Below are 24,470 nucleotides of genomic sequence, written 5' to 3' on the forward strand. Positions count from 1 at the left end.
CCCACGCCCCGCGACCGCCGCCGGTCGCGGCTTCGACGACCGCCGCACCAGCCACGCGATCGGCACCATGGCCACCGCCTTCGTCGTGGGCGGCGTGGCCACCTGGTACGCACTGGGCGCCGCACGCACGGCCCGTGCCCGGCCCGCCGGTCCGGCCGACGGCGCCCCGCTGATGCGCGCGCCGCTGCAGGTGGTGGCGCCGGTCGACCTGCACCGCTACGCCGGCGTCTGGCACGAACAGGCGCGGCTGCCCAACCGGTTCCAGAAACAGTGTGCCGGCCCGGTGAGCGCCGAGTACACGCCGCAGCCCGACGGCACCGTGCAGGTGCGCAACCGCTGCGTGCGCGACGACGGCAACTTCGACGAGGCCATCGGCAGTGCGCGCGTGGTGCCCGTGGCCGGCCAGCCCGGCGCAGGACGGCTGCAGGTGCGTTTCGCCCCCGCCTGGATGGGCTGGCTGCCGCTGGTGTGGGGCGACTACTGGATCCTGAAGCTCGACCGCGACTACCAGGTGGCGCTGGTCGGCACGCCCGACCGTGAGTACCTTTGGGTGCTGTCGCGCGCGCCGCGCCTGGAGGACGAGGCGCTGCAGGCCGAGCTGGACTACGCCCGCAGCCTGGGGTTCGACACCGACAAGGTGGTGCTCACCGGCAGGTAGCGCTGCAGTTGCGCCGGCAGCTTGTCGGGCGCGGTGCAATGGATGGCGTGCCAGCCGAAGGCGCGGGCCATTTCGACGTTGGCGGCCGAGTCGTCGATGAACACCGTCTGCTCGGGGTCGAGGCCGTGGCGCATGGCCAGCAGCTCGTAGATCTCGCGCTCGGGCTTGAGGAACTTCACGTCGCCCGAGAACACGCCGCCGTCGAAGCGCCGCATGAAGGCGTGCCGGCGCTCGAGGGCGCGGGCGAACGGCACGGGCATGTTCGACAGGTAGTACAGCCGCAGCGGCTCGCCGGCATCGCGCTGGGCGAGCAGCTCTTCGAGCATCGCGACCGTGACGTCGATCGGCGCCAGCCGCTCCCCCAGGCCGTCGAGCATGGCGTGCAGCGACTCGGCGGGCAGCGCCAGCCGCGCCGACATGCGGGCGATGGCATCGTCCAGCGTGCGGGTGCCGCAGTCGAAGCCGGTCCAGTCGTCGTGATGGAAAAGGGCCCGGCCCAAGGCCGCGGCGGCGGCGTCAGTGGGGGCGTGAGAGGGGAGATGGGCCTGGACCAGCCGTGCCGGCTCCCAGGCGAACAGCACGGCGCCAAGATCGAAAACCACGTTCATGGCGCCATTGTTTCATGCGCCGGGCACCACGCTCACGCCATGGGTTCCGAGCGACAGGGTGGTCTGCGTGCCGGCCGCCAGCGGGCGCGACAGATCGGTCGAGACCACGAAGACCGGCCCCAGCGGGGTGTCGAAGCCGTATTCGTAGAAGCTGCCCAGGTACGCCGACTTGCGCAGCGTGGCCGGCAGGCCGTCGAGCGCGCCGATGTCCCAGGCCTCGGGCCGCACCGCCACCTTCACCGTGCCGGGCGCCACTGCGTAGCGCGGCTGCAGGCGCAGCGGGCCGAGCGTGACGCTGCCGTCGGCCTGCGCCACGGCCGGGAACACCATCGCCTCGCCCATGAAGCCGGCGACGAACTCGCTCTCGGGCCGGCCGTACAGCTGCTCGGGCGTGCCGCGCTGGGCGATCACGCCGTGGTCCATCACGATGATCTGGTCGCTCACGGCCAGCGCCTCGCTCTGGTCGTGCGTCACGTAGGCCACCGTGAGCTTCAAGCGCTGCTGCAGCGACCGGATTTCCTCGCGCATCTCGCGCCGCAGGCGGGCGTCGAGGTTGGACAGCGGCTCGTCGAACAGCAGCACCGCCGGTTCGAGCACCAGCGCGCGCGCCAGGGCCACGCGCTGCTGCTGGCCGCCCGACAGCTCGCTGGGCAGGCGCTCGTCGAAGCCGACCAGGCCCACGCCCCGGAGCGCCTCGCGCGCCCGCGCCGTGGCTTCGTCCTTCTTCACGCCGCTCATGCGCAGGCCGTAGCCCACGTTCTCGATCACGTTCATGTGCGGGAACAGCGCGTAGCTCTGGAACATCATGCTCACGTTGCGCTCGCCCGGCCCGAGCGTGGTGACGTCGCGCCCGCCCATGAAGATCGAGCCCGAGGTGGGCGATTCGAGCCCCGCGATCATGCGCAGCGTGGTCGTCTTGCCGCAGCCCGAGGGGCCGAGGATGGTGGTGAGCGTGCCCACGGGCACCTCGAAGCTGATGCCCTTGACGGCCATCGGGCCGTTCTTGTCCGTGCCGTAGCGCTTGGTGACGTTGCGGAATTCGATACCGTTCATGCGGAGAGGCTTTCCATTTTGTGATGCCCTTGGTGGTTGGGCGTGGCCCCGCGTCTTCCCAGCTTGCGCTCTCCGACCACGAACTGCACCAGCGCAATGGCCAGCGACATCAGCACCATGAGCACCGTGCAGTAGGCGAGCGCGATGCCGTAGTCGCCGTTGCCGACGCGGCCGATGATGTAGGTGGTGGCCAGTTCGTTCTCGGCCGTGACCAGGAAGATCACCGCGCTCACCGTCGTCATGGCGCGCACGAAGCTGTAGACCAGCGCGGCCACCAGCGCCGGCTTGAGCAGCGGCAGCACCACCTTGAACAGCGTCTGCGACGTGGATGCGCGCAGCATCAGCGAGGCCTCGTCGAGCGAGCGGTCGAGTTGCTTGAAGGCCGCCGTGCCGGCCCGCACGCCCACCGGCAGATTGCGGAACATGAAGCACAGCACGATGATGAGCCCCGTGCCCGTGAGCTCGAACGGCGGCACGTTGAAGGCCAGGATGTAGCTCACGCCCAGCACCGTGCCCGGGATCGCAAAGGCCAACAGCGCGCCGAACTCGAAGGCGCCCTGCCCCTTGAACTCGTTGCGCGCCAGCAGCCAGGCAATGAGCAGGCCCAGCGCCGCGGTGATCGGCGCCGAGATGCCGGCCAGTTTCAGCGTGGTGATCAGCGAGTTCCACGCCGTGCCGGCCCACACCAGCCCGAACTGGCCCCACTCCAGCGCGAAGGCGCTCTTGAAGTGGTTGAGCGTGAAGCTGTAGTCGCGCCCCCAGGTCTGCACGAAGCCGCCCGCGAAGGCGAACAGGTAGACCACGGCGGTGAAGGCGATCCACGGCAGCGCGATGCACTGGATGGTGCGGCGCACGCCGTCGGGCAGCGCCATCGCGATGCCGGCATCGCCCTTGCCGCTCACGGTCGTGTAGTTCTGCTTGCCCAAGAGGCCGCGCTGCAGCGCGAACACGCCGAGCGCGAACAGCGTGAGCACCCAGGCCAGCGACGCGGCACGGCCCTGGTCGTACTGCGCGCCGACGATGGCGAAGAAGATGTCGGTCGACAGCACCGAGAACTGGCCGCCCACCACCACCGGGTTGCCGAAGTCGGCAATGCTCTCGATGAAGCCGACCAGGAAGGCGTTGGCCAGCCCGGGCTTGAGCAGCGGCAGCGTCACGGTGAAGAAGGCGCGGCGGCGGTCGGCGCGCAGCATCTGCGCGGCTTCTTCCAGGCTGGGCGCGATGCCCTGCACCACGCCGCGCATGATCATGAAGGCGATGGGCGTGAAGGCGAACAGCTGCGCCACCAGCACGCCCGGCATGCCGTAGAACCAGCGCGTGGGCTCGATGCCGAACACGTTTTCGAGCACCTGGTTGACGATGCCCGCGCGGCCGAACAGCAAGATGAGGCCCAGGCCGACCACGAACGGCGGCGTGATGATCGGCAGCAGCGCCAGCACCCGCAGTGCGCCCTGCCCGCGCTGGCTGCCGCGCTCGGCCATCAGCGCCATCAGCGTGCCCAGGAAGGTGGTGCCGGCCGCGGTGAGCAGCGCCAGCACCAGCGTGTTCCAGGCCACGCCGCAGCGCACGCCACCCGCCAGGCAACCCAGGCCCCAGATGCGCTCGGTGAACACGCGCGCCGCGAAGGCCGCGATCGACCACTGCCCGTCTTCGTTGAAGAAGGCGCCCGACAGTGCACGGCTCACCGGGTAGGCGATGAACAGCGCCATCAGCACGCCGCAGCCGACCACCGAGGCAGACACGAACAGGTCGCCCTTGAACAGGCCGAGCCGCGCCATGCCGAAGGCCGCCAGCAGCACCAGCGCCGTGAGCGCCACGAAGCCGCCCGCGCCGATGCCGAACTGGTTGACGGCCAGTTCGCCGAACTGGGTGTTGAGCGCCGCGACGCTCCAGCCGCGCGCGCCGATGGTGAAGCCCGCCACGGCCAGGCCGATGGCGCCGATCGCGCCACCCACCAGCAGCCAGCGCCCCTGCGCCTTGCCGGCCGGCAGGGCCGCACCGACGGCGCACAGCAGCAACCCGGCCAGCCCGATGAAGAGCCAGCTGCGGCCCTGCGTGGCCGCCTGCATCAGGCCGTTGGCGCCTTCCGCCTGCCCGAAGACCTGCGGAACGGCTTCGTACCAGGTCGCATCCTGGATCGCATACCAGGGCAGCACGAGATAAGCCGCCAGGCCCAGCGCGACCCAGGCCCAGATCCATCGCCGCGCGCGCCGGGCGGCGGCCAGGGACGCCGGGTTGGCCGGCGCGCCTTCGTTGGAACGCGCCTGCACTTAGCGCGGCAGCGAGTTGACGTCTTTTTCCCAGCGCGCGATCAGGCGGCGGCGCTCGGCGCTGGCGCCGTACTTGGCGTAGTCGTAGTTGATGAACTTGATCTTCTTGAAGTCAGGAATGCGCGGGTCGAGCTTGGCGCTCGCGTTGCTGGGCAGCTGGAACTGCTTGTTGGCGGCGCCCAGTTCCTGCGCGGCGGGCGTGAGCGCCCATTCGTAGAACTTCTTGGCGGCGTCGAGGTTGCGCGCGCCCTTGATGACGCTCATGGAGCCGATCTCGGCGCCGGTGCCGTCGCTGGGCGTGATGGTTTCGACCGGGAAGCCCTGCATCTTCTCGCCCGGGCCGTCGTGCACAAAGCTGATGGAGATCGCGGTTTCGCCGCGCGCCACCGCCTTGATCGGGCCGGTGCCCGAGCGGGTGTACTGGCCGACGTTCTTGTGCAGCGCCTTGAGGTAGTCGAAGGCCTTGTCCTCGCCCATGAGCTGCACCAGCGTGGCGATCATGGTGTAGGCCGTGCCGCTCGATGCGGGGTTGGCCACCTGGATGTCGCCCTTGTACTCGGGCTTGAGCAGGTCGGCCCAGGTCTTGGGCACGGGCAGCTTCTTCTTGGCCAGCAACTCGGGGTTGTAGCCGAAGCCCAGCGGGCCCGAGTAGATGCCCACGGTCTTGTAGCCCGACTGCTTGGCCTGCTGCTGGGCCCAGGGATGCAGCTGCGTGAGCGTGGGCGACTTGTACTCGAGCGTGAGCCCCTGCTCGGCCGCCTGCAGGTGCGGGTCGCCCGTGCCGCCGAACCAGACGTCGGTCTTGGGGTTGTCCTTCTCGGCGATGAGCTGGGCCAGCGCCTCGCCCGAGCCCTTGAGCGCCATGTTGATGCGCACGCCCGTGGTGCGGGCGTAGACGGTGGAGATCACGTTGCACCACTCGGCCTGCACCGAGCAGATGACGTTGACGGTCTGCGCCGACGCGGCGGCCGACAGACCCAGCAGCGCGGCTGCCGTGAAAAGCTTCTTCATTGGTATTCCCCTGCCTCGGCAATAAAAAAAGGCCTCGCGGCCATGGGACAGCGTAGCTTTAGTACAGGTGTGCCGAATCGGTACAAGTACCATCGCGACTGGCACGTTGCCTGCTCGGCATTCAGACAAAGGAAAGTTTTCTCATGAGCTTCGATCTCGTTCTGTTCGGCGGTACTGGCGACCTTGCGTGGCGCAAGCTGATGCCCGCGCTGTTCCAGGCCTTCAGGCACGGCAGCCTGCCGCAGGACGGGCGCATCGTCGGCGTGGCGCGCGACGACCTGTCGGACGACCAGTACCGCGAGCTGATCCAGTCGCGCTTCAGCGCCGTCGAAGGCGCCAAGCGCCCCTCCCCCGAGGAGTTCAAGAAGTTCGCCTCCATGCTGCACTACCTGCGCATGGACCTGTCCAAGCCCGCCGACTACGCCAGCCTGGCCGACCTGCTCAAGCAGCGCGACGCCAAGACGGTCGTGATGTACGTGGCCACGGCGCCCGCGCTCTTCACGCAGGTGGTCGAGCAGATCGCCGCCGCCGGGCTCAACGGCCCGCGCACCCGCGTCGTGCTCGAAAAGCCGCTGGGCCACGACCTGGCCTCCAACCGCGCGATCAACGCCGCGGTGGGCAAGGTGCTCGAGGAGAAGCAGGTCTTTCGCATCGACCACTACCTGGGCAAGCCCTCGGTGCAGAACCTGTTCGCGATGCGCTTCGGCAATGCCCTCTTCGAGCCCATCTGGCGCCGCGAGCACATCGCCAACATCCAGATCACCATGGCCGAGGACCTGGGCGTGGAAAAGCGCGGCGCCTTCTACGACCAGACCGGCGCGCTGCGCGACATGGTGCAGAACCACGCGCTGCAGCTGCTGTGCGCCGTGGCCATGGAGCCGCCCATCAACGCGCACGCCGACGCCATCCGCGACGAGAAGCTCAAGGTGCTGCGCGCCCTCAAGCCCTGGACGCCCGAGAGCCTGGGCCTGCACGCGGTGCGCGGCCAGTACACGGCCGGCACGGCCTACGGCGAGCGGGTGCAAGGCTACCGCGACGAGCCGGGCGTGAACCCCGACAGCCGCACCGAGACCTTCGTGGCGCTGCGCACCGAGATCGCCAACTGGCGCTGGGCCGGCGTGCCCTTCTACATCCGCACCGGCAAGCGGCTGGCCTCGCGCGACGCGCGCATCGAGGTCAACTTCCGCCCCACGCCGCACGCCATCTACCGCGCACCCGCAGGCAACGTGAACAAGCTGGTGATCAACCTGCAACCGAAAGACGGCCTGGAACTGCACATGCTCGCGCAGGCGCAGGACAACCGCCAGCGCGGCGGCAACGGCCACGCCAGCGCCGCGCAACTGGCGCCGGTGCAGCTCGACCTGGACTTCGACAAGCGCTTCGGCGCCGAGCGCGTGGGTGCCTACGAGCGCCTGCTGCTGGACGTGATCGACGGGCGCCTCAACCTGTTCGTGCGCAGCGACGAGCAGGAAGAAGCCTGGCGCTGGGTCGAGCCGCTCATCGATTCGTGGGAATCCGACGGCGGCCCGCGCCCCTATGCGGCCGGCACCTGGGGCCCCAGCGCGTCGAGCGCCATGATCGCGCGCGACGGCTTCGCCTGGGGTGAGGAGCAGTAACGCAGCAAGGCTGCGCGGCCTTCGTTCAGCCGAACTGAAGGCAGCGCATGCTGAGCGTGCCCGACTGGAAGCCTTCGTAGACCGTCTTCGCACGCTCGCCCGGCGCCGCAGCGCCCAGGGCGTACAGGAAGGGAAAGTAGTGGTCCGGCGTGGCCACGGCGGTCGACGCCCCCTCGAGCTTCTCGTAGCCGATCAGCGCGCGGTCGTCCCGGCCGGCCAGCGCGGCCTTCACCGCCTCGTCGAACGACTGCGCCCACGGGCGGCTCGCCTTGAGCCCGTCGGGCGTGCCGCGGTCGGTGGCGCGCAGGTTATGCACCACGTTGCCGCTGCCCATCACGAGCACGCCCTGGTCGCGCAAGGCCGCCAGGTCGCGCCCCACCGCATGGTGGAACGCCGCCGGCTTGTCGTAGTCGATGCTGAGCTGGAAGACCGGCACGTCGGCCTTCGGGCACAGGTGCTTCAGCACGGTCCAGGTGCCGTGGTCCAGTCCCCACTGCTCAGTCGCGATCACCGGCGCCTGTTTGACGGCGCCGATCGCCTCGCGTGCCAGTGCAGGATGGCCCGGTGCCGGGTACTCGATGTCGAACAGCGCCTGCGGAAAGCCGCCGAAGTCGTGGATCGTCTTGGGCCGCGTCTGCACCGTGACCCCGGTCGCGCCCTGGCTGAGCCAGTGCGCCGACACGCTGAGGATCGCCGTGGGGCGCGGCAGCTCGCGGCCCCAGGCGGCGAGGCGGCGCGTGAAGGCGTTGTCCGCCAGCGCGTTCATCGGCGACCCGTGGCCGATGAAGATGACGGGCATGCGGCGCGCCGGTGCTGCGCCAGCCGCGTGCGCGATCTCGGTCATCGACGCCAGCGCGGCGGTGGCGCCCAGCGCCGAGCCCATGAGAAAGCCGCGGCGGCTGAGCAGGCGGGTCATCGGGGTGGAGGTCATCGTGTCAGGGGGTGTGGATTCGGGGCCAACCCGGGACTGTGCAACAGAGTGACGGCAGGGAAAGTGCGTTTACGCACACTGCCCGGCGCAAGGGCCATGGTTCACGGCACGAATGCACGCAGGCGCTCGCCCAGCGGCGCCAGGAAATCGCGCAGCAAGGGCTCGCGCATCAGCGTGTCGAGGTAGCCTGGCGCCAGTCGCCCGTTCTCCGCATACACCGCCAGCACGCGCAGGCTCTCGCCGCGCAGCACGGTGGTCGCGTGGACGTCGCCCTGCTGCGCGCAGGCGCCCGCCATGTCGCGCAGCAGCGCCGTGGCATCGTCGGCATCGGGCGCCCATTGCTGGCCGTAGAGCCGGGCCAGCCGCTGCGTCTCGGCGGACGGCACGTCGGGGAAGACCTGGGGCAGCAGACGCTCTCGCACACGGGTCAACGCCGTCACATCGGTTTCCACGAGTCCCGCAGCGTGGCGGGTCGTCAGTTGGCTGAGACTGATGCCGAGATTGGCCAGCCGCGCACCGCCGCGCACCAGTTCCAGCAGCAGGCCGAGCCATGCGAACCGGCCGAGCGTGGCATCGAAGCCCAGCCCGCGTTGCTGGATGCGCGGCAACGACAGCATCAGGCCGCCCATCAACAGCGGTTGTTCGTGCGGCAGATGCGCCAACAGCGCGGCCAGGATCTGGTCGTGCATCTCCGGCAGACGCTGCATCGGCGGCGGCTCCGCTTCGCCATCGCGGGTGTACCAGGCACCGACCGCGCCGATCTCCGGCGACGCGCGCAGGAACGCGGACTGCACCTGCAGGCGCTCGGGCGCACAGCGCACAGTCGGCGCCCACAGCGCCAGCGCGTCGCCGCGCGCCTGCATCAACCCCCATTGCGCGGCCGCCGCCCAGCCCATCGGGACGGGCGCCTGCAACAGCAGCAGCCCGGCCAGCCGCGGATCGGCGGCCATGCGCGCGCGAATCACGTCGACGGTGGCATCGGTGGAGCCGTCGTCCACCACGATGATCTGGTGCGGTGCGAGGCTCTGCTCGGCGATCGATGCCAAGGCCTCCGCGACGTTCGCCTCTTCGTCCCGCGTCACCATCAGGACGGACACCTGCGAGGCAGGCTCAGCCGTATTCCGTGCCTGCTGTCCCACCCATCGCTGCCGGGCCGCCGAAAGATAACGCTGCATCGCCCCCGCCAGCACCTCATGCTGCGGCGGCAAGGACTGCAGCGCCCGCGGCCCGGCGATCTCCAGTGCGCGCCGACGCGGCGCATCGGCCACCAGCGCACGCACACGCTCGATCAGCTCGTCCTTCGTGCACCCGTCGACCGCGTCGCGCAGCACCTGCGGAATCTCGGAATGCGGATACAGCTCCGACACCACGGCCTTGCGATGCCGCAGCAGGATCGACAGGCGCGGCAGCTCCACCGTGCTGGAGTGGTCGGCCTTGCGCATGTTCAGCCCGACCTTGGCGCGCGGCAGCAAGGCGTCGCGCTGCGCTGGCGTCCAGGCCTTTCCAAAAGGGTAGGCCACCCGCAGTCCAGCGGCAGTCAACGCCTCCAGCACCTGCAGCCGCCGGGGCGTCGTCTCACCGAAGAAGATGACGTCGATGTCCTGCTGTGCGTCGTCCAGCACTTCGGACGCCGGCACCAGCGGCGTGGCCAGTGGCTCGAAGCCCGGGCCCACGTAGTCGGATCGATGGATGCCCAGCGCCGGGTGGTGCACCATGTTCTCGAGGCTGTACTCCCACACGTGAGCGCGCTGCAGCAACCGTCGATAACCGGGCATCTCCGCGAGCAACGTGGGCAGGGCCGGCTCGAAGTTGACGACGATCGCGTTCGGCGGCAGCTCGTCGTCCGAGGGCAGGCTCAGGCCCATCGCGAAGAAGAAGAGGTTGATGTCGTCGTTGTCGACACCCGGCCCCGGCGCGATGCTTGTGGTGTAGCCGAGGCGTTCGCAGGCGAGGCGAAAGCCCTCCATCACCTCCCGCACGTTCTCGTTGCCCAGCGAGCAGAAGCGCAGGTGCGGCCGGTACGGAAAGTCCGCCGGCCAGCCCTGCGGGCTGCCGCCTTCACTCACACACGGCCTTCCTCCACCGCATGACAGGCCACCTGCACGCCCTTCAGGCTCAACAGCGACGGTCGCTCCGTCGAGCAGCGCGCATTCGCATGCGGGCAGCGCGGATGAAAGGCGCAACCGGTCGGCGGGTTCAGCGGGTTCGGCACTTCGCCCTGCACCGGCGTGCGTGCGCGGCCGGTGTGCTTCATTTGCGGGATCGCGTCGAGCAGCATGCGGGTGTACGGATGCTGCGGCTCGGCGAAGAGCTTCTGCTTGTCCGCCACCTCGACCAGCCGGCCCAGGTACATCACGCCGACCTGGTCGGCCACGTGGCGCACCACGGCGAGGTTGTGCGAGATGAACAGGTACGTCAGGCCCTGCTCGCGCTGCAGGTCCTTCATGATGTTGAGCACCTGCGCCTGCACGCTCACGTCGAGCGCCGAGGTGGGCTCGTCGCACACCAGGAACTCGGGCTGCGTGGCGAGCGCGCGCGCGATGGAGATGCGCTGGCGCTGGCCGCCCGAGAACTGGTGCGGGTACTTGCTCATGTCCAGCGGCGAAAGGCCGACCGACTGCAGCAGCTCGCCCACGCGCTGGCGAAGCGCGTCCTTGTCGCTCAGGATGCCGTGCTCGCGCAGCGGCTCGCCGATGATGTCCTCGACGATCCAGCGCGGGTTGAGGCTCGCGTAGGGGTCCTGGAAGATCATCTGGATGCGGCGGCGCAGCTGCCGGCCTTCGGGCGTCTTGAACGCGGCGTGCGCGTCCTGCCCGTCGAACTGCAGGCCGCCGCGCGTGGGCGCATACAGGCCCACCAGCAGGCGCGCCACGGTGCTTTTGCCGCAGCCCGATTCGCCGACCAGCGCGAGCGTCTTGCCGCGCTCGATGGAAAAGCTCACGCCGTCCACTGCATGCAGCAGCACGCGCGGCTTGCGTTCGAGCACGCGGTTGAGCCAGGGCGGCGACACGTCGAAGGTGCGCGCGAGGTCATGCGCGACCACGAGCGGCTCGCTGGTCTTTGTCGCCACAGCGTCCTTGCGGGGTTCGATCACGGCGCTCATCGGGTCACCTCCGCCAGGGGTTCGGCCGCCTCGGGCGCGGCGCGCTCGCCGGCCGCCAGGGCGTCGTGGTGCTGCGCGGCGATCTCGGCCTGGCCCGCATGCGGGTCGGCGGCGTCGTGCAGCCAGCAGGAGGCGCGCGTGGCGCCCGCATGCATCAGCTCGGGCCGCTCGGTCAGGCAGCGCGCGAAGGTGCGCGGGCAGCGCGGGTTGTAGGCGCAACCGGTCGGAATGGCATTGAGCCGCGGCATGGCGCCGTCGATCTGGTTGAGCCGCTCGCGGTCGCTCGTCATGTCGGGGATCGACGCCATCAGGCCCGAGGTGTAGGGGTGCGCGGGCTGGTGGATCACCTCGTGCACCGGGCCGATCTCGGCGATGCGGCCCGCATACATCACGGCCACGCGGTCGCAGGTCTCGGCGATCACGCCCATGTCGTGCGTGATGAGCATCACCGCCGCGCCGCGTTCCTTGCAGACCTGCTTGAGCAGCTGGATGATCTGCGCCTGGATCGACACGTCGAGCGCGGTGGTCGGCTCGTCGGCCACGATGAGCTTGGGTTCGGCCGCGAGCGCCAGGGCGATCACGACGCGCTGGCGCATGCCACCCGAGAACTGGTGCGGGAAGTGGTCGATGCGCTGTTCGGCGGCGGGAATGCCGGTGTCCTGCAGCAGGCCGATGGCGCGCTTGCGCGCTTCCGATTCGGTCACGGGCAAGTGGGTGCGGATGGTCTCGATGAGCTGGCGGCCCACGGTGTACAGCGGGTTCAGCGAGGTCAGCGGATCTTGAAAGATCGCGCCGATCTTGCGGCCGCGGATGGGGCGCATCGCATCGAAACCGAGGTTGTCGATGCGCTGGCCCTCGAGCAGGATCTCGCCGCCGGCCACGCGGCCCGGCGGTTCGAGCAGGCCGATGATGGCCGCGCCGGTGAGCGACTTGCCCGCACCCGATTCACCCACCACGCCGAGGATTTCACCGGGCGCGATGTCGAAGGAAATGCGGTCGAGCGCGCGCAGCGTGCCGCGGCGGTTCGGAAATTCGACGATGAGGTCTTTGACCTGGAGCAGCGTCATGAGGCGTTCTCCTTTTCTGTTCAGCGCAAGCGCGGATTGAGCGCGTCGCGCAGCCAGTCGCCGAGCAGGTTCACGCTGAGTGCGATCAGCACCAGCATCAGGCCCGGGAACACCGTGATCCACCATTCACCTGAGAACAGGTACTGGTTGCCGATGCTGATGAGCGTGCCCAGCGAAGGCGAGGTCGGCGGCACGCCGACGCCCAGGAACGAGAGCGTGGCCTCGGTGATGATCGCGGTCGCGACCTGGATGGTGGCCAGCACCATCACCGGCCCCATCACGTTGGGCAGCACGTGGCGCAGCATGATGCGCAGCGGCGCCACACCGGTGACGCGCGCGGCCTGCACGTATTCCTTGTTGCGCTCCACCAGCGTGGAGCCGCGCACGGTGCGCGCGTACTGCACCCAGCCCGTGAGCGAGATCGAAATGATCAGCACGCCGAAGGCCAGCGACTCGTGCGCGCCCGGAAAGAGCGCGCGGCCGACGCCGGCGATGAGCAGCGCCACGAGGATGGGCGGGAACGACAGCATCACGTCGCACACGCGCATGAGGAAGGAGTCGAGCCAGCCGCCGAAGAAGCCGGCCAGCAGGCCGAGCACCACGCCGACGACGACCGACAGCACCACCGACACCACGCCGACGATCAGCGAGATGCGGGCGCCGTAGATCACGGCCGAAAGAATGTCGCGGCCCTGGTCGTCGGTGCCGAGGATGTATTTGGTGGAGCCTTCGGCGCTCCACGCCGGCGGCAGGCGGGCGTCGCCGAGTTCGAGGGTGGCGAGGTCGAAGGGGTTGTGCGGCGACACCCATCCGGCGAACACCGAACAGAAGACGCACACCAGCGCAATGACGGCGGCGGCGATCGCCACCGGCGAGGTGCGGAAGCTGTAGCCGACATCGCTGTCGAGCCAGCGAGCAAGGGTTTTTTTCATCGCCGGGCCGCGTGGGGGTTATTTTTCATCGTGAGGCAAAAAAGAATGGGCCCGCAAGAAGCGGGCCCATGGTCGGGCCGCTCAGGCAGCGGCCCACGGTCGACTTACTTGATGCTCATCCACTTGAAGTACATGAAGTTGTCGGCCAGTTGCACCAGCTCGACCTTCTTGCTCACGCCCCAGGCCAGCGACTGCTGATGCAGCGGCAGGTGGCCGATGTCGTCGGTGTGGACCTTGAAGGCTTCCTTGATCATCTCGTTGCGCTTGGCCTTGTCCGACTCGGACTGGATCTTCTTGGTCAGCTCGTCCAGCTTCGGGTTGCAGTAGGCGCCCAGGTTGAACTGGCCCGTGCCCTTGTCGTCGGGACACGAGGTGAGCGAGCTCAGCGCGTTGTGCGAGTCGTAGGTGGTCGGGGTCCAGCCCAGCATGTAGAAGCTGGTGTCGCGGCGCAGGATCTTCGGGAAGTAGGTGCCCTTGGTCTCGGCCACGAGGTTGATCTTGACGCCGATCTTCGCGAGGTTGGCGGCCACGCTCTGGCAGATCTGGCCGTCGTTCACGTAGCGGTCGTTCGGGCAGTTCATCGAGACTTCGAAGCCGTTGGGGTAGCCGGCTTCGGTCAGCAGCTTCTTGGCGGCATCGACGTCGAAAGGCAAGCGCTTGTCCTGGTCGGCGGTCCAGCCGTTGATGCCCGGGCCGACGAGCAGCGCGGTGGGCTTGGAGGCGCCGCGCATCACGGTGCGCTGGATGCCGGCGATGTCGATGGCCTGGTAGAAGGCCTGTCGCACGCGCTTGTCCTTGAACGGGTTCTTGCCCTTCACGTTCGAGTACTGCAGTTCGTCGCGTTTCTGGTCCATGCCCAGGAAGATGGTGCGCATCTCGGGGCCGGTGATGACGCGGGCGTTGGGCGCGGCGTTGATGCGCGCGATGTCCTGCACGGGCACGGGCTCCATCACGTCGACTTCGCCGGAGACCAGCGCGGCCACGCGGGTCGCGGGGTTGGCGATGGGCGTGAACACGATCTCCTGCGCGTTGCCGTCGATCTTGCCCCAGTAGGTGCCGTTGCGCGTGAACACGGTGCGCACGTTGGGCTGGCGTTCGCGCACGCGGAACGGGCCGGTGCCGTTGGCCTTGAACGAAGCGGTGTTCTCGATGCCCTTGCGGCGGTCGACCGGCTTGGTGGCCTGGTTTTCCTCGCACCACTTCTTGCTCATGATCATGGTGAGCGAGATCACGTCGGGCAGGATCGGGAAGGGGCCGTTGGTTTCGATTTCGACGGCGAGGTCGCCGACCTTGCGCACGGCCTTGATCTCGCTGAGCGTGGCCTTCATGTCAGAGCCGTCGCCCTGCGCACGCGCGAAGCTGAACACCACGTCGTCGGCGCTGAACGGCGTGCCGTCATGGAACACCACGCCCTTGCGCAGCTCGAAGCGCCACACGTTCGGCGAGGTCTGCTTCCAGCTCGTGGCCAGCAGCGGTGCCAGGCTCAGGTCCTTGTTGCGGCCCACGAGAGTTTCATAGACGTTGGCGGTGACGCTCAGTTGCAGCGACTCGTTGAGCGAGTGCGGGTCGAGCGACAGGGCGTCGCCCTGGTTCGCGATGCGGATGGTCTGCGCGCTGGCGACCATGCTGACGGCGCCCAGGGCGCACAGGACAGCGACCGCAGCCGCTTGCTTCTTGAAACTCATGGGAACACTCCTCGGGTTGAAATCGAACACATCACGGCGCCGCGGTGGCGGCGGCTTTCCCTGGCTGCAGGCTGCGGGTAGCAGCCAGCGGCATGCCCTGCTCGATCAGGCCCGCATGCAATGCGGCGCCTAGCGGCAGGATCTCGTCGTTGAAGTCGTAGCGGCTGTTGTGCAGGAAGGCGCCGCTGCGGGCGTCCTGGCCGATGCGCAGATAGGCACCGGCCTTCTTCTGCAGCATGAAGGAAAAATCTTCGGCGCCCATGCTGGGCTCCAGGTTGCGGTCGACGTTCTTCGCGCCGACCAACGCCTGCGCCACGTCGGCCGCGAACATCGCTTCGGGCGCGGTGTTGATCGTGGCCGGGTAGATGCGTTCGTACTTGATCGTCGCGGTCGCGCCAAAGCCGGTGGCAATGGCCGTGCACAGCTCGCTCAGTCGCTGCTCGACCTGCGCCTGCACGCGCGCGCTGAAGGTGCGCACGGTGCCGACCAGCGTGGCCTCGCCCGGGATCACGCTCATCGCGCCGAGGTCGCCGGCCTGCACGGCGCAGATGCTGACGACGGCCGCGTCGATGGGGCGCACGCTGCGCGACACGATGGTCTGCGCGGCGGTGATGATGTGCGCGGCCACCACGACGGGGTCGATGGTCTGGTAGGCATGCGCGCCGTGGCCGCCCTTGCCCTTGATCTCGATCGTCACGCGATCGGCCGCGGCCATCATCGCGCCGCGGTTGATGCCGACGGTGCCCGCCGGCATCGCGGGCCAGTTGTGCATCGCATAGACAGCGTTCACCGGGAAGCGGTCGAACAGGCCGTCTTCAATCATCACGCGCGCACCGGCCAAGCCTTCTTCGCCGGGCTGGAAGATCAGCACGGCGGTGCCGTCGAAGTCGCGCGTCTCGGCCAGGTAGCGCGCGGCGCCGACCAGCATGGCGGTGTGGCCGTCGTGGCCGCAGCCGTGCATCAGGCCGTCGTTGGCGGAGCGCCAGCCGAAGTCGTTGTCCTCGCGCATGGGCAGCGCGTCCATGTCGGCGCGCAGGCCGATCATGCGGCCGCTGGCCGTCGACTTGCCGCGGATGACGCCGACGACACCGGTCTTGCCGATGCCCTCGTGGATCTCGTCTACGCCGCAGGCGCGCAGCGCTTCGCGCACGCGGCCCGCCGTGTAGACCTCTTCGAAGCCGAGCTCGGGGTGGGCATGCAGGTCGCGGCGAAAGGCCGTGATCTCGGGATAGAAGCTGGCGATGTGCGCGAAGGCCCGGCCGGAGGCCTGCAGGCGCGGCGTTGCGGCAGCGGTTGCGACACTCACCTCAATGGCCTCCCGCCTTGCCCACGCGCAGCCGGGGATCGACCACGAAGTACAACAGGTCGACCACGAGGTTGATCACCACGAAGATCAGTGCGATCAGGCACAGGTAGGCGGCCATCACCGGAATGTCCGCGAAGGTCACGGCTTGGATGAAGAGCAGCCCCATGCCGGGCCACTGGAACACCGACTCCGTGATGATGGCAAAGGCGATCAGGCCACCGAGCTGCAGGCCGGTGATGGTCATGACCGGTACCAGCGTGTTCTTGAGCGCGTGGCCGAAATGGATCGCGCGGTTCGACAGGCCCCGTGCGCGCGCGAACTTGATGTAGTCGGTGCGCAGCACCTCGAGCATCTCGGCGCGCACCAGCCGCATGATCAGCGTGAGCTGGAAGATCGCCAGCGTCACCGCCGGCAGGATGATGTGGTGCCAGCCGTCGGCCTTGAACAGGCCGCTGGTCCACCAGCCGAACTGCACCGTGTCGCCACGCCCGAAGCTCGGGAACCAGCCCAGCGTCACCGCGAAGACGAGGATCAGCAGGATGCCGATCAGGAAGGTGGGCAGCGACACGCCGAGCAGCGACACGGTCATGAACACCTGGCTCATGAAGGTGCCACGGCGCAGGGCGGTGTAGACGCCCATCGGGATGCCGACGAACAGGGCCAACGCCGCGGCCACGAGTGCGAGTTCGAGCGTGGCCGGGAAGCGCTCGCCGATCAGGCGCGACACCTTGGCGCCCTGGCGCAGGCTCAGCCCGAATTCGCCCTGTGCGGCGTTGACGAGGAAATGCCAGAACTGCACGAAGAAGGGTCGGTCGAGCCCCAATGCGGCGCGCATTTCACGGATCTGGTCGGGCTTGGCATCCTGCCCCAGCAGGAACACGACCGGGTCGCCGACATATTGAAAGAGGAGGAAGGCAATGAACGCAACCGCGATCATCACGATCACGGCCTGGATCAGGCGGCGCAGTACAAAGGCAGTCATTCAGCAACAAGAGTGATCGCGGCATGCTAGCAGTGCAAGCAGCGTGCCCGCACGGGGGTTCCCCGGGGGTGGAGGCGCAATTTTTACGAGTGAGAACAGGCGCGCGCCAAAAGAAAAAGCCACCCGGCTTGCGCCGGGTGGCTTTCAGTCTTTCGATTCGAAGCTGGCTTGCGCCAGCATCAAATTAGAAAGCGTGACGGATACCGAAGTCGTAGCCGGTCGAGTTCTTCGGGGTGAAGACACCGCTGTTGATGAAGGCCGGGCCGCCAACGGTCAGGGCTGCACCGTTCTTGTTGCTCACGCGAGCAACGGTAGCGTACAGAGCCGTGCGCTTCGACAGGTTGTGCACGTAGCCGATAGCCAGCTTGTTAGCCTTCGGGTCAGCGATACGCGGCTGGAACAGCACTTGCGGCTGGTTCAGGTCGTACTTGACGCTCGAGTACGAAGCGCGGATCAGGCCAGCACCGACGGGCACGGTCACGCCGAGCAGGTAGCCGGTCAGGTCGGTGTCAGGCGTAGCGCCGACGAAGGGGGTGACTTCGTAGTCGACCTTGTTCTTGACGCGCGACACTTCACCGAACAGCTTCACGGGACCGAAGTCGTACGAAGCGCCCAGGTTCAGCGTGTTGACCTTGTTGGTCACGCCAGCGTAGAACTGGTCACCCGAGGTGCTGCTGCCATAGGCCAGCGCAACGTCCAGAGGACCGTTGGCGTAGCCGAAGCGGCCACCGACGTAACGACCGGTGCGCGAGTTGTTCGCGACGTTAGGCGTAGCGGTACCAGGGCTGAACTTGTCCTTCTCGTGGAAGCCGTACTGCACTTGGCCGTAGAAGCCGCCCAGGTTCGGGGGCAGGAAGTAGCCGATGGTGTTGCTGGCGCGAACGTAGTTCGGGTTGCCACCAAAGCCACCCGAACCGCCGGTGGTGTTGAAACCGCTGGCCGTCGAGATCAGGTTGGTGCCAACGCCGTTGGTGCCGAACGGATCGAACACGGTGTCGTTCCAGAACGTCGGGGTGTAATCACGGCCCAGACGAACTTCACCGAAACCACCCGACAGGCTCACGGTCGAGCGACGAGCGAACGTCGAAACGCCAGTTGCGCCGTCGTCGTTGGTGATCGGGGCTTCGAGCCAGAAGCTGGCTGCCAGGCCACCACCCAGGTCTTCCGTACCACGGAAGCCCAGACGGCTGGAGTTGTAACCCGAGTTAGCCAGAGCCGTGCGGCTGACCTTGACGCTGCCACGGTTCAGGTAGAACGGGTTCAGGAAGGTGGCGCCGTTCAGGTCACGCGAGGTGGACGAGTAGCCGCTGATCGACGCGTCGACCACACCAAACAGCGTGACGGACGACTGAGCCGAGGCAACACCGGCAACAGCCAGGGCAGCCAGAGCAACTAGAGATTTTTTCATTGCAAGTTTCTCCAAGGTTAAACATAGGGCTCCGGTGCGAAGGGCTCACCGTGACTGGCACTTTTGTGCTCCCACCGGACCCCGGGCCAACCTCCTTTTGGGAAGTTGATGCTATTGCACCAGAGCCGCTGCGGCAGGGCAAAACAAATCGCCCTAAATCTTGGAAGCCCCGCGTGTTTCGTTGCAGTCGTGCAACAAAGGACTTAGACGGGTGGTTTTGCCACGATATGAAACGAAATGTGCTGTCCTTGCATCGCCGGACAGGTGCGTTCAAATAGACCCATGACCGCCCTGCTCGACCCCGCCCTCACAGCCGCCGATGCGGCTTTGCGCACGCTTTTTGCCCGATCTCACGCCACCCGGGCGCTTCCGCCCGCGATCCAGCCGCAAGGTGAATTGAGCGAATCGGAGCGCCGCGAGGCCGGTGCGCTGATGCGCGTGAACCATGTCGGCGAAGTCTGTGCCCAGGCGCTGTACACCGCCCAGGCCGCCGTGGCGCGGGACCCGGCGTTGCGCGCGCACTTCCTGGAAGCCGCGCATGAAGAAACCGATCACCTGGCCTGGACCCGGCAGCGGTTGGACGACCTGGGCGCCCGCCCGTCCCTCCTGAATCCACTCTGGTATGCAGGCGCCTTCGGTCTTGGCCTGATTGCCGGACGCCTGGGCGATCCCCTGAGCCTCGGCTTTGTCGCCGAAACCGAACGGCAGGTGGAAGCACACCTTGAAAGCCACCTGGACCGGCTGCCGCCGACCGATCACGCGTCCCGCGCCGTGGTCGAGCAGATGAAGGTTGACGAAGCCCGCCATGCCACGCAGGCCGTCGACGCGGGCGCAGCGGAACTGCCGGCCCCGGCCAAGGCCCTGATGCGCCTGGCATCGCGGGTCATGACGACCGTCGCCCACCGAATCTAGGGCCTTCGGTCGCCATCCAACGGGGTTTTCAGGTCTCGATCAGATCGAAGCTGGTCGTGATTTCCGCCGTCTTCGCCAACATGATGCTGGCGGAGCAGTAGGTTTCGTGGCTGAGAGCGATCGCCCGCTCCACGGCGATGGCCGGAATGCCCTTGCCCGCCACGGTGAAGTGCATGTGGATCTTGGTGAAGACCTTGGGGTCCTTTTCAGCGCGCTCGCTGGTCAGCTTGACACTGCAGCGCTCGACACGATGGCGCCCCCTCTTCAATATGAGCACCACGTCGTAGGCCGTGCAACCACCCGTGCCAGCGAGCACGGTTTCCATCGGCCGCGCGGCCAGGTTCTGGCCGCCGTTCTCGGGCTTGGCCGCATCCGGGGCGCCGTCCATCATCAGGACATGGCCGCTGCCGGTCTCGGCCACGAAGCCCATGGCCGATCGGGTGCCTGCGTCACCGGTCCAACTTACTGTGCATTCCATGGTGTTCAGCTCCAATTGGGATGAATTCGTGCGGAAAAATGCGCACCAAACATCAACTTGTGTGTGGGAAAAGCATCGCCTGCTTGTTGCATCGCAACAAAGGGTGGGTATACTCTATTTCATTGCTGCGCACTTCATGGTGTGCACCCAGTTGTCTCCTCCACCCTTCCAATTGGTGGATTTAGCCCCGAGTCGCAAGACTCGGGGCTTTTTTCTTTGTGCGTCCCGACGGCGGCGCCACTCTAGCCGTCCGCCCCGGAAGGGCAGCTGCTCTGGCTGCCCTGGCTGTTGCCGGTGTTGCCTCGGCTCAGTCGTCCGTCACGCTGTTTGGTGTGGTCGACGCGTCGATCAGCGGCTACTCGTCCACCTCGCGGGACCTGGGCAATGGCGTCACGTACGACAGGCTGGGCTTCCCCGTCTACAACCCGTTCTACCTGAACCGCGGCAGCATCAAGGCAAGCCGCCGCGAACTGGCCCACTCGGGCTACAACTCCAGCCGCCTGGGCTTCCGTGGCACGGAAGACCTCGGTGGTGGCCTGGCCGCCAGCTTCTGGCTCGAGGCCCCGATCAGCAACGACGACGGCCAGACAGGCGTCTCGACATTCACACGCCGTTCGACCGTGAGCCTGTCGGGCGGGTTCGGTGAAGTCCGCCTCGGCCGCGACTACACCCCGACGTTCTGGAACGACACCGTGTTCGACCCGTTCGGCACCAATGGCGTCGGCTCCAACCTGGTCAACACAGCCAATGGCGCATTCGGCGGCTTCACCGGCTATGCCGACGGCAAGAAGCTTCCCGATGCCCTCAAGAACGTTCCGCAGCTCCCCGATGCTGGTGGCAGCAACTACGTTCGCGCCGGCAACAGCATCGGCTACTTCCTGCCGCCGAACCTGGGTGGTTTCTACGGCCAGGTGATGTACGGCTTCCACGAGAAGACCAAGTACAGCCCCGGCACCGCAACGCCCCTCACGGAAAACGCATCGCGCACCGGTCGCTATGTCGGTGGCCGCTTCGGCTACGCCAACGGCCCGCTGGACGTTGCGCTGGCTTATGGCAGCAGCACCGTTGGTGACCAGTTCTACGTCGGCACGACCACCAAGGTCAACACGCTGAACCTGGGCGCTTCGTACGACTTCGGTCCCGTGAAGCTGTTCGGTGAACTGTCGCGCGCCAAGAACAAGGTTGACTACGAAGTCGAACCGTACCTCGGCGGCCGTCCGGACATCGACCTGACCGGCTACCTGCTCGGCGTGACCGTGCCGGTCGGCGCTGGCCTGATCCGCGCTTCGTACTCGAGCGTCAAGTACGACGAGAACCTGGTTGCCCGCAACCCGTGGGAAGTGCTGCCCGCCGACAAGAAGGCCAACAAACTGGCCATCGGCTACGTGCACAACCTGTCGAAGCGCACTGCCCTGTACGCCACCGTTGCTCGCGTGAGCAACAAGAACGGCGCATCGCTGACCGTCGGCGGCCCGAGCTTCCAAGGCACCGGCAACGGTTTCACGCCGAAGACCTCGACGGGCTACGACTTCGGCATCCGTCACGCCTTCTGATCGTTCACTGTCGATTCCGTTCACTGTCGATTCACATGCTGGCCCACGCCAGTTTGAATCTGCAAACGCTCAAGCCGCCCGGTTCAAGCCGGGCGGCTTTTTGTCCCTCCTCAATTCACCCGGCCACGCCTGCTCTGCAGCAGCCCCACATTCATTTCTCCGCTCAACACCGATGCGTAGAAACGCTCGACCATGTTGACACTCGTTCGTGCATTGCGTGCCAGCGTCAGCATGTCGATCCCCTGCCCATACAGGAGCCGCAACGTGATGGCCGTATGGCGCAAGCAATACAGCGTCCTCGACTGACCCAGCGGTCCTTTCTCGAGACCGGTCTTTTCGAGCACCCAGTGAAAGAAGAAATTGAGAACCGCCAGCGCGTGCTCGCGGTTCTTCAGGTGCGGCATGAAGATGTAGTCTTCCGCCCCGCCGAAGCCATGCGTCTCGCGGTACGCGAGCAGACACTCATAGACACGAACGGCAGGTCGCAGGCTCACGATGGGCTGGCTGTGCCGCTTGGTCTCCGGCAGGTTCATCCGCAGGTAGACATGCTTGCCTCGCACCACCTCGATGTGCTTGTGTTTCATGAGCTTGATGTCGCTGGGGCGCACGAAGGTGTTGACCATCCAGCGGATCAGCCACGGCAGCTCGTCGGGCATGACGAGCAATTCGCGTGCGATCCAGAAACGTTCGCCGGCCGTCAACCGGTCCAGCACCGGATGCGAATGGCCGCGCAAGCTGCGCGCCGCTGCGATCAGTGCACGGTACTCCGCCACGCTGAAACTGCCGCGCGGCTGGCTGCGCACCTTGACCTTCGGGAACACGGGGGCCTCGCGCAATGCACCGACGTGCACGCCATGCATGACCACCTTGCGCAACAACACGAGGTACTGCGCGATCGTCGTGCTCGTAAAGCCTTGTTCGCCGAGGTGATCGATCAGGCGCTGCACGTCTGCGGTCGCGAACACAGCCACCGGCACATCGCCCAGCAACGGAACGATGTGCGCACGCAATCTGTTGCCCATGACCTGCCATGTGGGCCGTCCGATTTCGCCGCGTTGCACGCGCGCGGCCTCGGCCTGCATCAGTCCCTTCGAAAGGTCACTGACAGAAACTGATAACAAATTCTGCCCAACTGTTAGCGAATTAGCGGGCGTATGAATCGCGGGATAGGTGCGCGCAAAAAAACCGGAATCATTTGCAGCAGGAGCCTTGCGGAATAGGTTTATGACATTTGTGTCCATGCCATTCCCCGCATGCAATACCGATGCCTCTTATGATTGATGGTTAGCAAATGAAAACTCCCTGGAAAAGATCTTGCGCAATGCACCCGTTACTGCGGCGTTAACGCCCGCCGACTATCTCAGAAAAATCCTCAATGCGCGGGTCTACGACGTGGCTGTCGAGTCCGCTCTGGAGAAGGCGCGCGCGCTCAGCGAGCGGCTCGGCAATACCGTGTTGCTCAAGCGCGAGGACCAGCAGCCCGTATTCAGTTTCAAACTGCGCGGCGCCTATAACAAGATGGCGCACCTCAGCAAAGCGCAATTGGCGAGCGGTGTGATTTGCGCATCGGCCGGCAATCACGCGCAAGGCGTTGCGCTCGGCGCGCGCAAGCTCGGCACGCGCGCCGTGATCGTGATGCCCGTGACCACACCGCAATTGAAGATCGATGCAGTGCGTGGTTTCGGCGGCGAGATCGTGCTGCACGGTGACAGCTATTCCGACGCCTACCTGCATGCGCTCGAATTGCAGACGCAGCAGAACCTCACCTTCGTCCACCCCTTCGACGACCCCGACGTCATCGCGGGCCAGGGCACCATCGCGATGGAAATCCTGCGCCAGCACCAGGGCCCGCTCGACGCGGTGTTCGTGGCGATCGGCGGCGGTGGCCTCATCTCCGGCGTGGCCAACTACATCAAGGCCGTTCGGCCCGAGATCAAGGTGATCGGCGTCCAGATGAACGACTCGGACGCGATGATGCAATCGGTCGCCGCGCACCAGCGCGTGAACCTGCCCGACGTCGGCCTGTTCTCCGATGGCACGGCCGTCAAGCTGGTCGGCGAGGAAACCTTCCGCATCGCGCAGAACCTGGTCGACGGCTACATCTCGGTCGACACCGACGCCGTGTGCGCCGCCATCAAGGACGTGTTCGTCGACACGCGCAGCATCGTCGAGCCGGCCGGCGCGCTGGCCGTGGCGGCAATCAAGCAGTACGCGGCCGAGCATGGCCGGCAAGGCGAGACTTACGCGGCGATTCTGTGCGGCGCCAACATGAACTTCGACCGGCTGCGCTTCGTGGCCGAGCGGGCCGAGGTCGGCGAGGAACGCGAGGCGCTGTTCGCCGTGACCATCCCCGAAGAGCGTGGCAGCTTCCGTCGCTTTTGCGAACTCATCAGCCAGCTGCCGGCCGGCGGCGCGCCGCGCAACGTGACCGAGTTCAACTACCGCATCAGCGATGCCGCCAAGGCCCACGTGTTCGTCGGCCTCACGACCTCGGCGCGTGGCGAGTCGGCCACCATCGCGAAGGTCTTCATCGAACACGGTTTCGACGCGCTCGACCTCACGCACGACGAGCTCGCCAAGGAGCACCTGCGCCATCTGGTGGGCGGCCGCACGGGGCTGGCGCACGACGAGCGCCTGCTGCGCTTCGTGTTCCCCGAACGTCCGGGTGCGCTGCTCAAGTTCCTGAGCCTGATGCGGCCGAACTGGAACATCAGCCTGTTCCACTACCGCAACCAGGGCGCCGACTACGGACGCATCCTCGTGGGCCTGCAGGTGCCGGCCGAAGAGTCGGCGGCCTTCGACAGCTTCCTCGAAACGCTGGGCTATCCCTGCGTCGAGGAAACGGCCAACCCGGCCTACCGCCTGTTCCTCCAGGCCTGAAGAAAAGAAGAGAAGAG

The 24,470-nt window shown here is 67.0% G+C and carries 20 protein-coding genes; 5 read left to right on the plus strand and 15 right to left on the minus strand.

Annotated elements, in window-relative coordinates; genetic code table 11:
- Positions 1-658: lipocalin family protein (locus AC07Y4_RS19320; protein WP_495274923.1), on the plus strand; the 658-nt coding region annotated here is incomplete at its 5' end.
- Here the strand turns inward: AC07Y4_RS19320 and AC07Y4_RS19325 are convergent.
- Genes AC07Y4_RS19325 through AC07Y4_RS19340 form a run of 4 tightly spaced genes read right to left on the minus strand, consistent with a single transcriptional unit; the run spans position 604 to position 5,600 of the window.
- A complete protein-coding gene (locus tag AC07Y4_RS19325; RefSeq protein ID WP_354345492.1) occupies positions 604-1,266 on the minus strand; it encodes an HAD family hydrolase in 663 nt (220 codons plus the stop codon). The genes AC07Y4_RS19320 and AC07Y4_RS19325 overlap by 55 nt on opposite strands.
- A 12-nt stretch (positions 1,267-1,278) precedes the next feature.
- Positions 1,279-2,319, minus strand: a complete 1,041-nt coding sequence (locus AC07Y4_RS19330; protein WP_095743724.1) for an ABC transporter ATP-binding protein — start codon at positions 2,317-2,319, stop codon at positions 1,279-1,281.
- Positions 2,316-4,589 (minus strand): ABC transporter permease, encoded by a 2,274-nt coding sequence (locus AC07Y4_RS19335; RefSeq protein WP_487848001.1) that lies wholly within the window; start codon positions 4,587-4,589, stop codon positions 2,316-2,318. Before AC07Y4_RS19335 ends, AC07Y4_RS19330 begins: the two co-directional genes overlap by 4 nt.
- Positions 4,590-5,600, minus strand: coding sequence for an ABC transporter substrate-binding protein (locus AC07Y4_RS19340; protein WP_062472650.1), 1,011 nt, complete (start codon positions 5,598-5,600; stop codon positions 4,590-4,592).
- A 143-nt stretch (positions 5,601-5,743) separates the two neighbouring features.
- On the opposite strand from AC07Y4_RS19340, the gene zwf reads away from it, so the two are divergent.
- Positions 5,744-7,216: a glucose-6-phosphate dehydrogenase gene (zwf, locus tag AC07Y4_RS19345; RefSeq protein ID WP_062472648.1), complete on the plus strand. Its 1,473-nt coding sequence runs from the start codon at positions 5,744-5,746 to the stop codon at positions 7,214-7,216.
- 25 nt (positions 7,217-7,241) lie between these two features.
- Here zwf and ygiD read toward each other — a convergent pair whose 3' ends face one another.
- The 9 genes from ygiD to AC07Y4_RS19390 all read right to left on the minus strand — a co-directional run bounded on the left by ygiD (position 7,242) and on the right by AC07Y4_RS19390 (position 18,630).
- A complete protein-coding gene (gene ygiD / locus AC07Y4_RS19350) occupies positions 7,242-8,147 on the minus strand; it encodes a 4,5-DOPA-extradiol-dioxygenase (protein ID WP_487848002.1) in 906 nt (301 codons plus the stop codon).
- A gap of 101 nt (positions 8,148-8,248) precedes the next feature.
- Positions 8,249-10,213, minus strand: a complete 1,965-nt coding sequence (locus tag AC07Y4_RS19355) for a glycosyltransferase family 2 protein (RefSeq protein WP_487848003.1) — start codon at positions 10,211-10,213, stop codon at positions 8,249-8,251.
- Positions 10,210-11,250 (minus strand): ABC transporter ATP-binding protein, encoded by a 1,041-nt coding sequence (locus AC07Y4_RS19360; RefSeq protein ID WP_487848004.1) that lies wholly within the window; start codon positions 11,248-11,250, stop codon positions 10,210-10,212. Before AC07Y4_RS19360 ends, AC07Y4_RS19355 begins: the two co-directional genes overlap by 4 nt.
- On the minus strand, positions 11,247-12,317 hold the full coding sequence (locus tag AC07Y4_RS19365; protein WP_487848005.1) for an ABC transporter ATP-binding protein: 1,071 nt from the start codon (positions 12,315-12,317) through the stop codon (positions 11,247-11,249). Before AC07Y4_RS19365 ends, AC07Y4_RS19360 begins: the two co-directional genes overlap by 4 nt.
- A 20-nt stretch (positions 12,318-12,337) precedes the next feature.
- Positions 12,338-13,249: an ABC transporter permease gene (locus AC07Y4_RS19370; RefSeq protein WP_095948286.1), complete on the minus strand. Its 912-nt coding sequence runs from the start codon at positions 13,247-13,249 to the stop codon at positions 12,338-12,340.
- A gap of 104 nt (positions 13,250-13,353) precedes the next feature.
- A complete protein-coding gene (locus AC07Y4_RS19375; protein ID WP_070060000.1) occupies positions 13,354-14,934 on the minus strand; it encodes an ABC transporter substrate-binding protein in 1,581 nt (526 codons plus the stop codon).
- 31 nt (positions 14,935-14,965) lie between these two features.
- On the minus strand, positions 14,966-16,240 hold the full coding sequence (locus AC07Y4_RS19380) for a M20 aminoacylase family protein (RefSeq protein ID WP_070060001.1): 1,275 nt from the start codon (positions 16,238-16,240) through the stop codon (positions 14,966-14,968).
- A gap of 1 nt (position 16,241) precedes the next feature.
- Positions 16,242-17,222 carry an ABC transporter permease gene (locus AC07Y4_RS19385; protein WP_056573001.1) on the minus strand — a complete coding sequence of 327 codons (981 nt, stop codon included), beginning with the start codon at positions 17,220-17,222 and terminating at the stop codon, positions 16,242-16,244.
- A gap of 184 nt (positions 17,223-17,406) precedes the next feature.
- Positions 17,407-18,630: a porin gene (locus AC07Y4_RS19390; protein ID WP_070094987.1), complete on the minus strand. Its 1,224-nt coding sequence runs from the start codon at positions 18,628-18,630 to the stop codon at positions 17,407-17,409.
- A 282-nt stretch (positions 18,631-18,912) separates the two neighbouring features.
- On the opposite strand from AC07Y4_RS19390, the gene coq7 reads away from it, so the two are divergent.
- Complete coding sequence (gene coq7, locus AC07Y4_RS19395; RefSeq protein ID WP_139700940.1) at positions 18,913-19,542, plus strand: 2-polyprenyl-3-methyl-6-methoxy-1,4-benzoquinone monooxygenase; 630 nt, start codon at positions 18,913-18,915, stop codon at positions 19,540-19,542.
- 28 nt (positions 19,543-19,570) lie between these two features.
- On the opposite strand, the gene AC07Y4_RS19400 is transcribed toward coq7, so the two are convergent.
- On the minus strand, positions 19,571-20,020 hold the full coding sequence (locus tag AC07Y4_RS19400) for an OsmC family protein (RefSeq protein ID WP_487848136.1): 450 nt from the start codon (positions 20,018-20,020) through the stop codon (positions 19,571-19,573).
- A 272-nt stretch (positions 20,021-20,292) separates the two neighbouring features.
- Between AC07Y4_RS19400 and AC07Y4_RS19405 the strand changes: the two genes are divergently transcribed.
- Entirely contained in the window at positions 20,293-21,573 is a 1,281-nt protein-coding gene (locus AC07Y4_RS19405; protein ID WP_487848137.1) for a porin, read from the plus strand.
- A 110-nt stretch (positions 21,574-21,683) separates the two neighbouring features.
- Here AC07Y4_RS19405 and AC07Y4_RS19410 read toward each other — a convergent pair whose 3' ends face one another.
- Positions 21,684-22,814 carry a site-specific integrase gene (locus AC07Y4_RS19410; protein WP_487848006.1) on the minus strand — a complete coding sequence of 377 codons (1,131 nt, stop codon included), beginning with the start codon at positions 22,812-22,814 and terminating at the stop codon, positions 21,684-21,686.
- 73 nt (positions 22,815-22,887) lie between these two features.
- Between AC07Y4_RS19410 and ilvA the strand changes: the two genes are divergently transcribed.
- Entirely contained in the window at positions 22,888-24,453 is a 1,566-nt protein-coding gene (gene ilvA, locus AC07Y4_RS19415) for a threonine ammonia-lyase, biosynthetic (RefSeq protein WP_240531311.1), read from the plus strand.
- Positions 24,454-24,470: the final 17 nt, after the last annotated feature.

It is taken from the genome of Variovorax sp. GW460-12-1-14-LB1 (genome assembly GCF_059423605.1).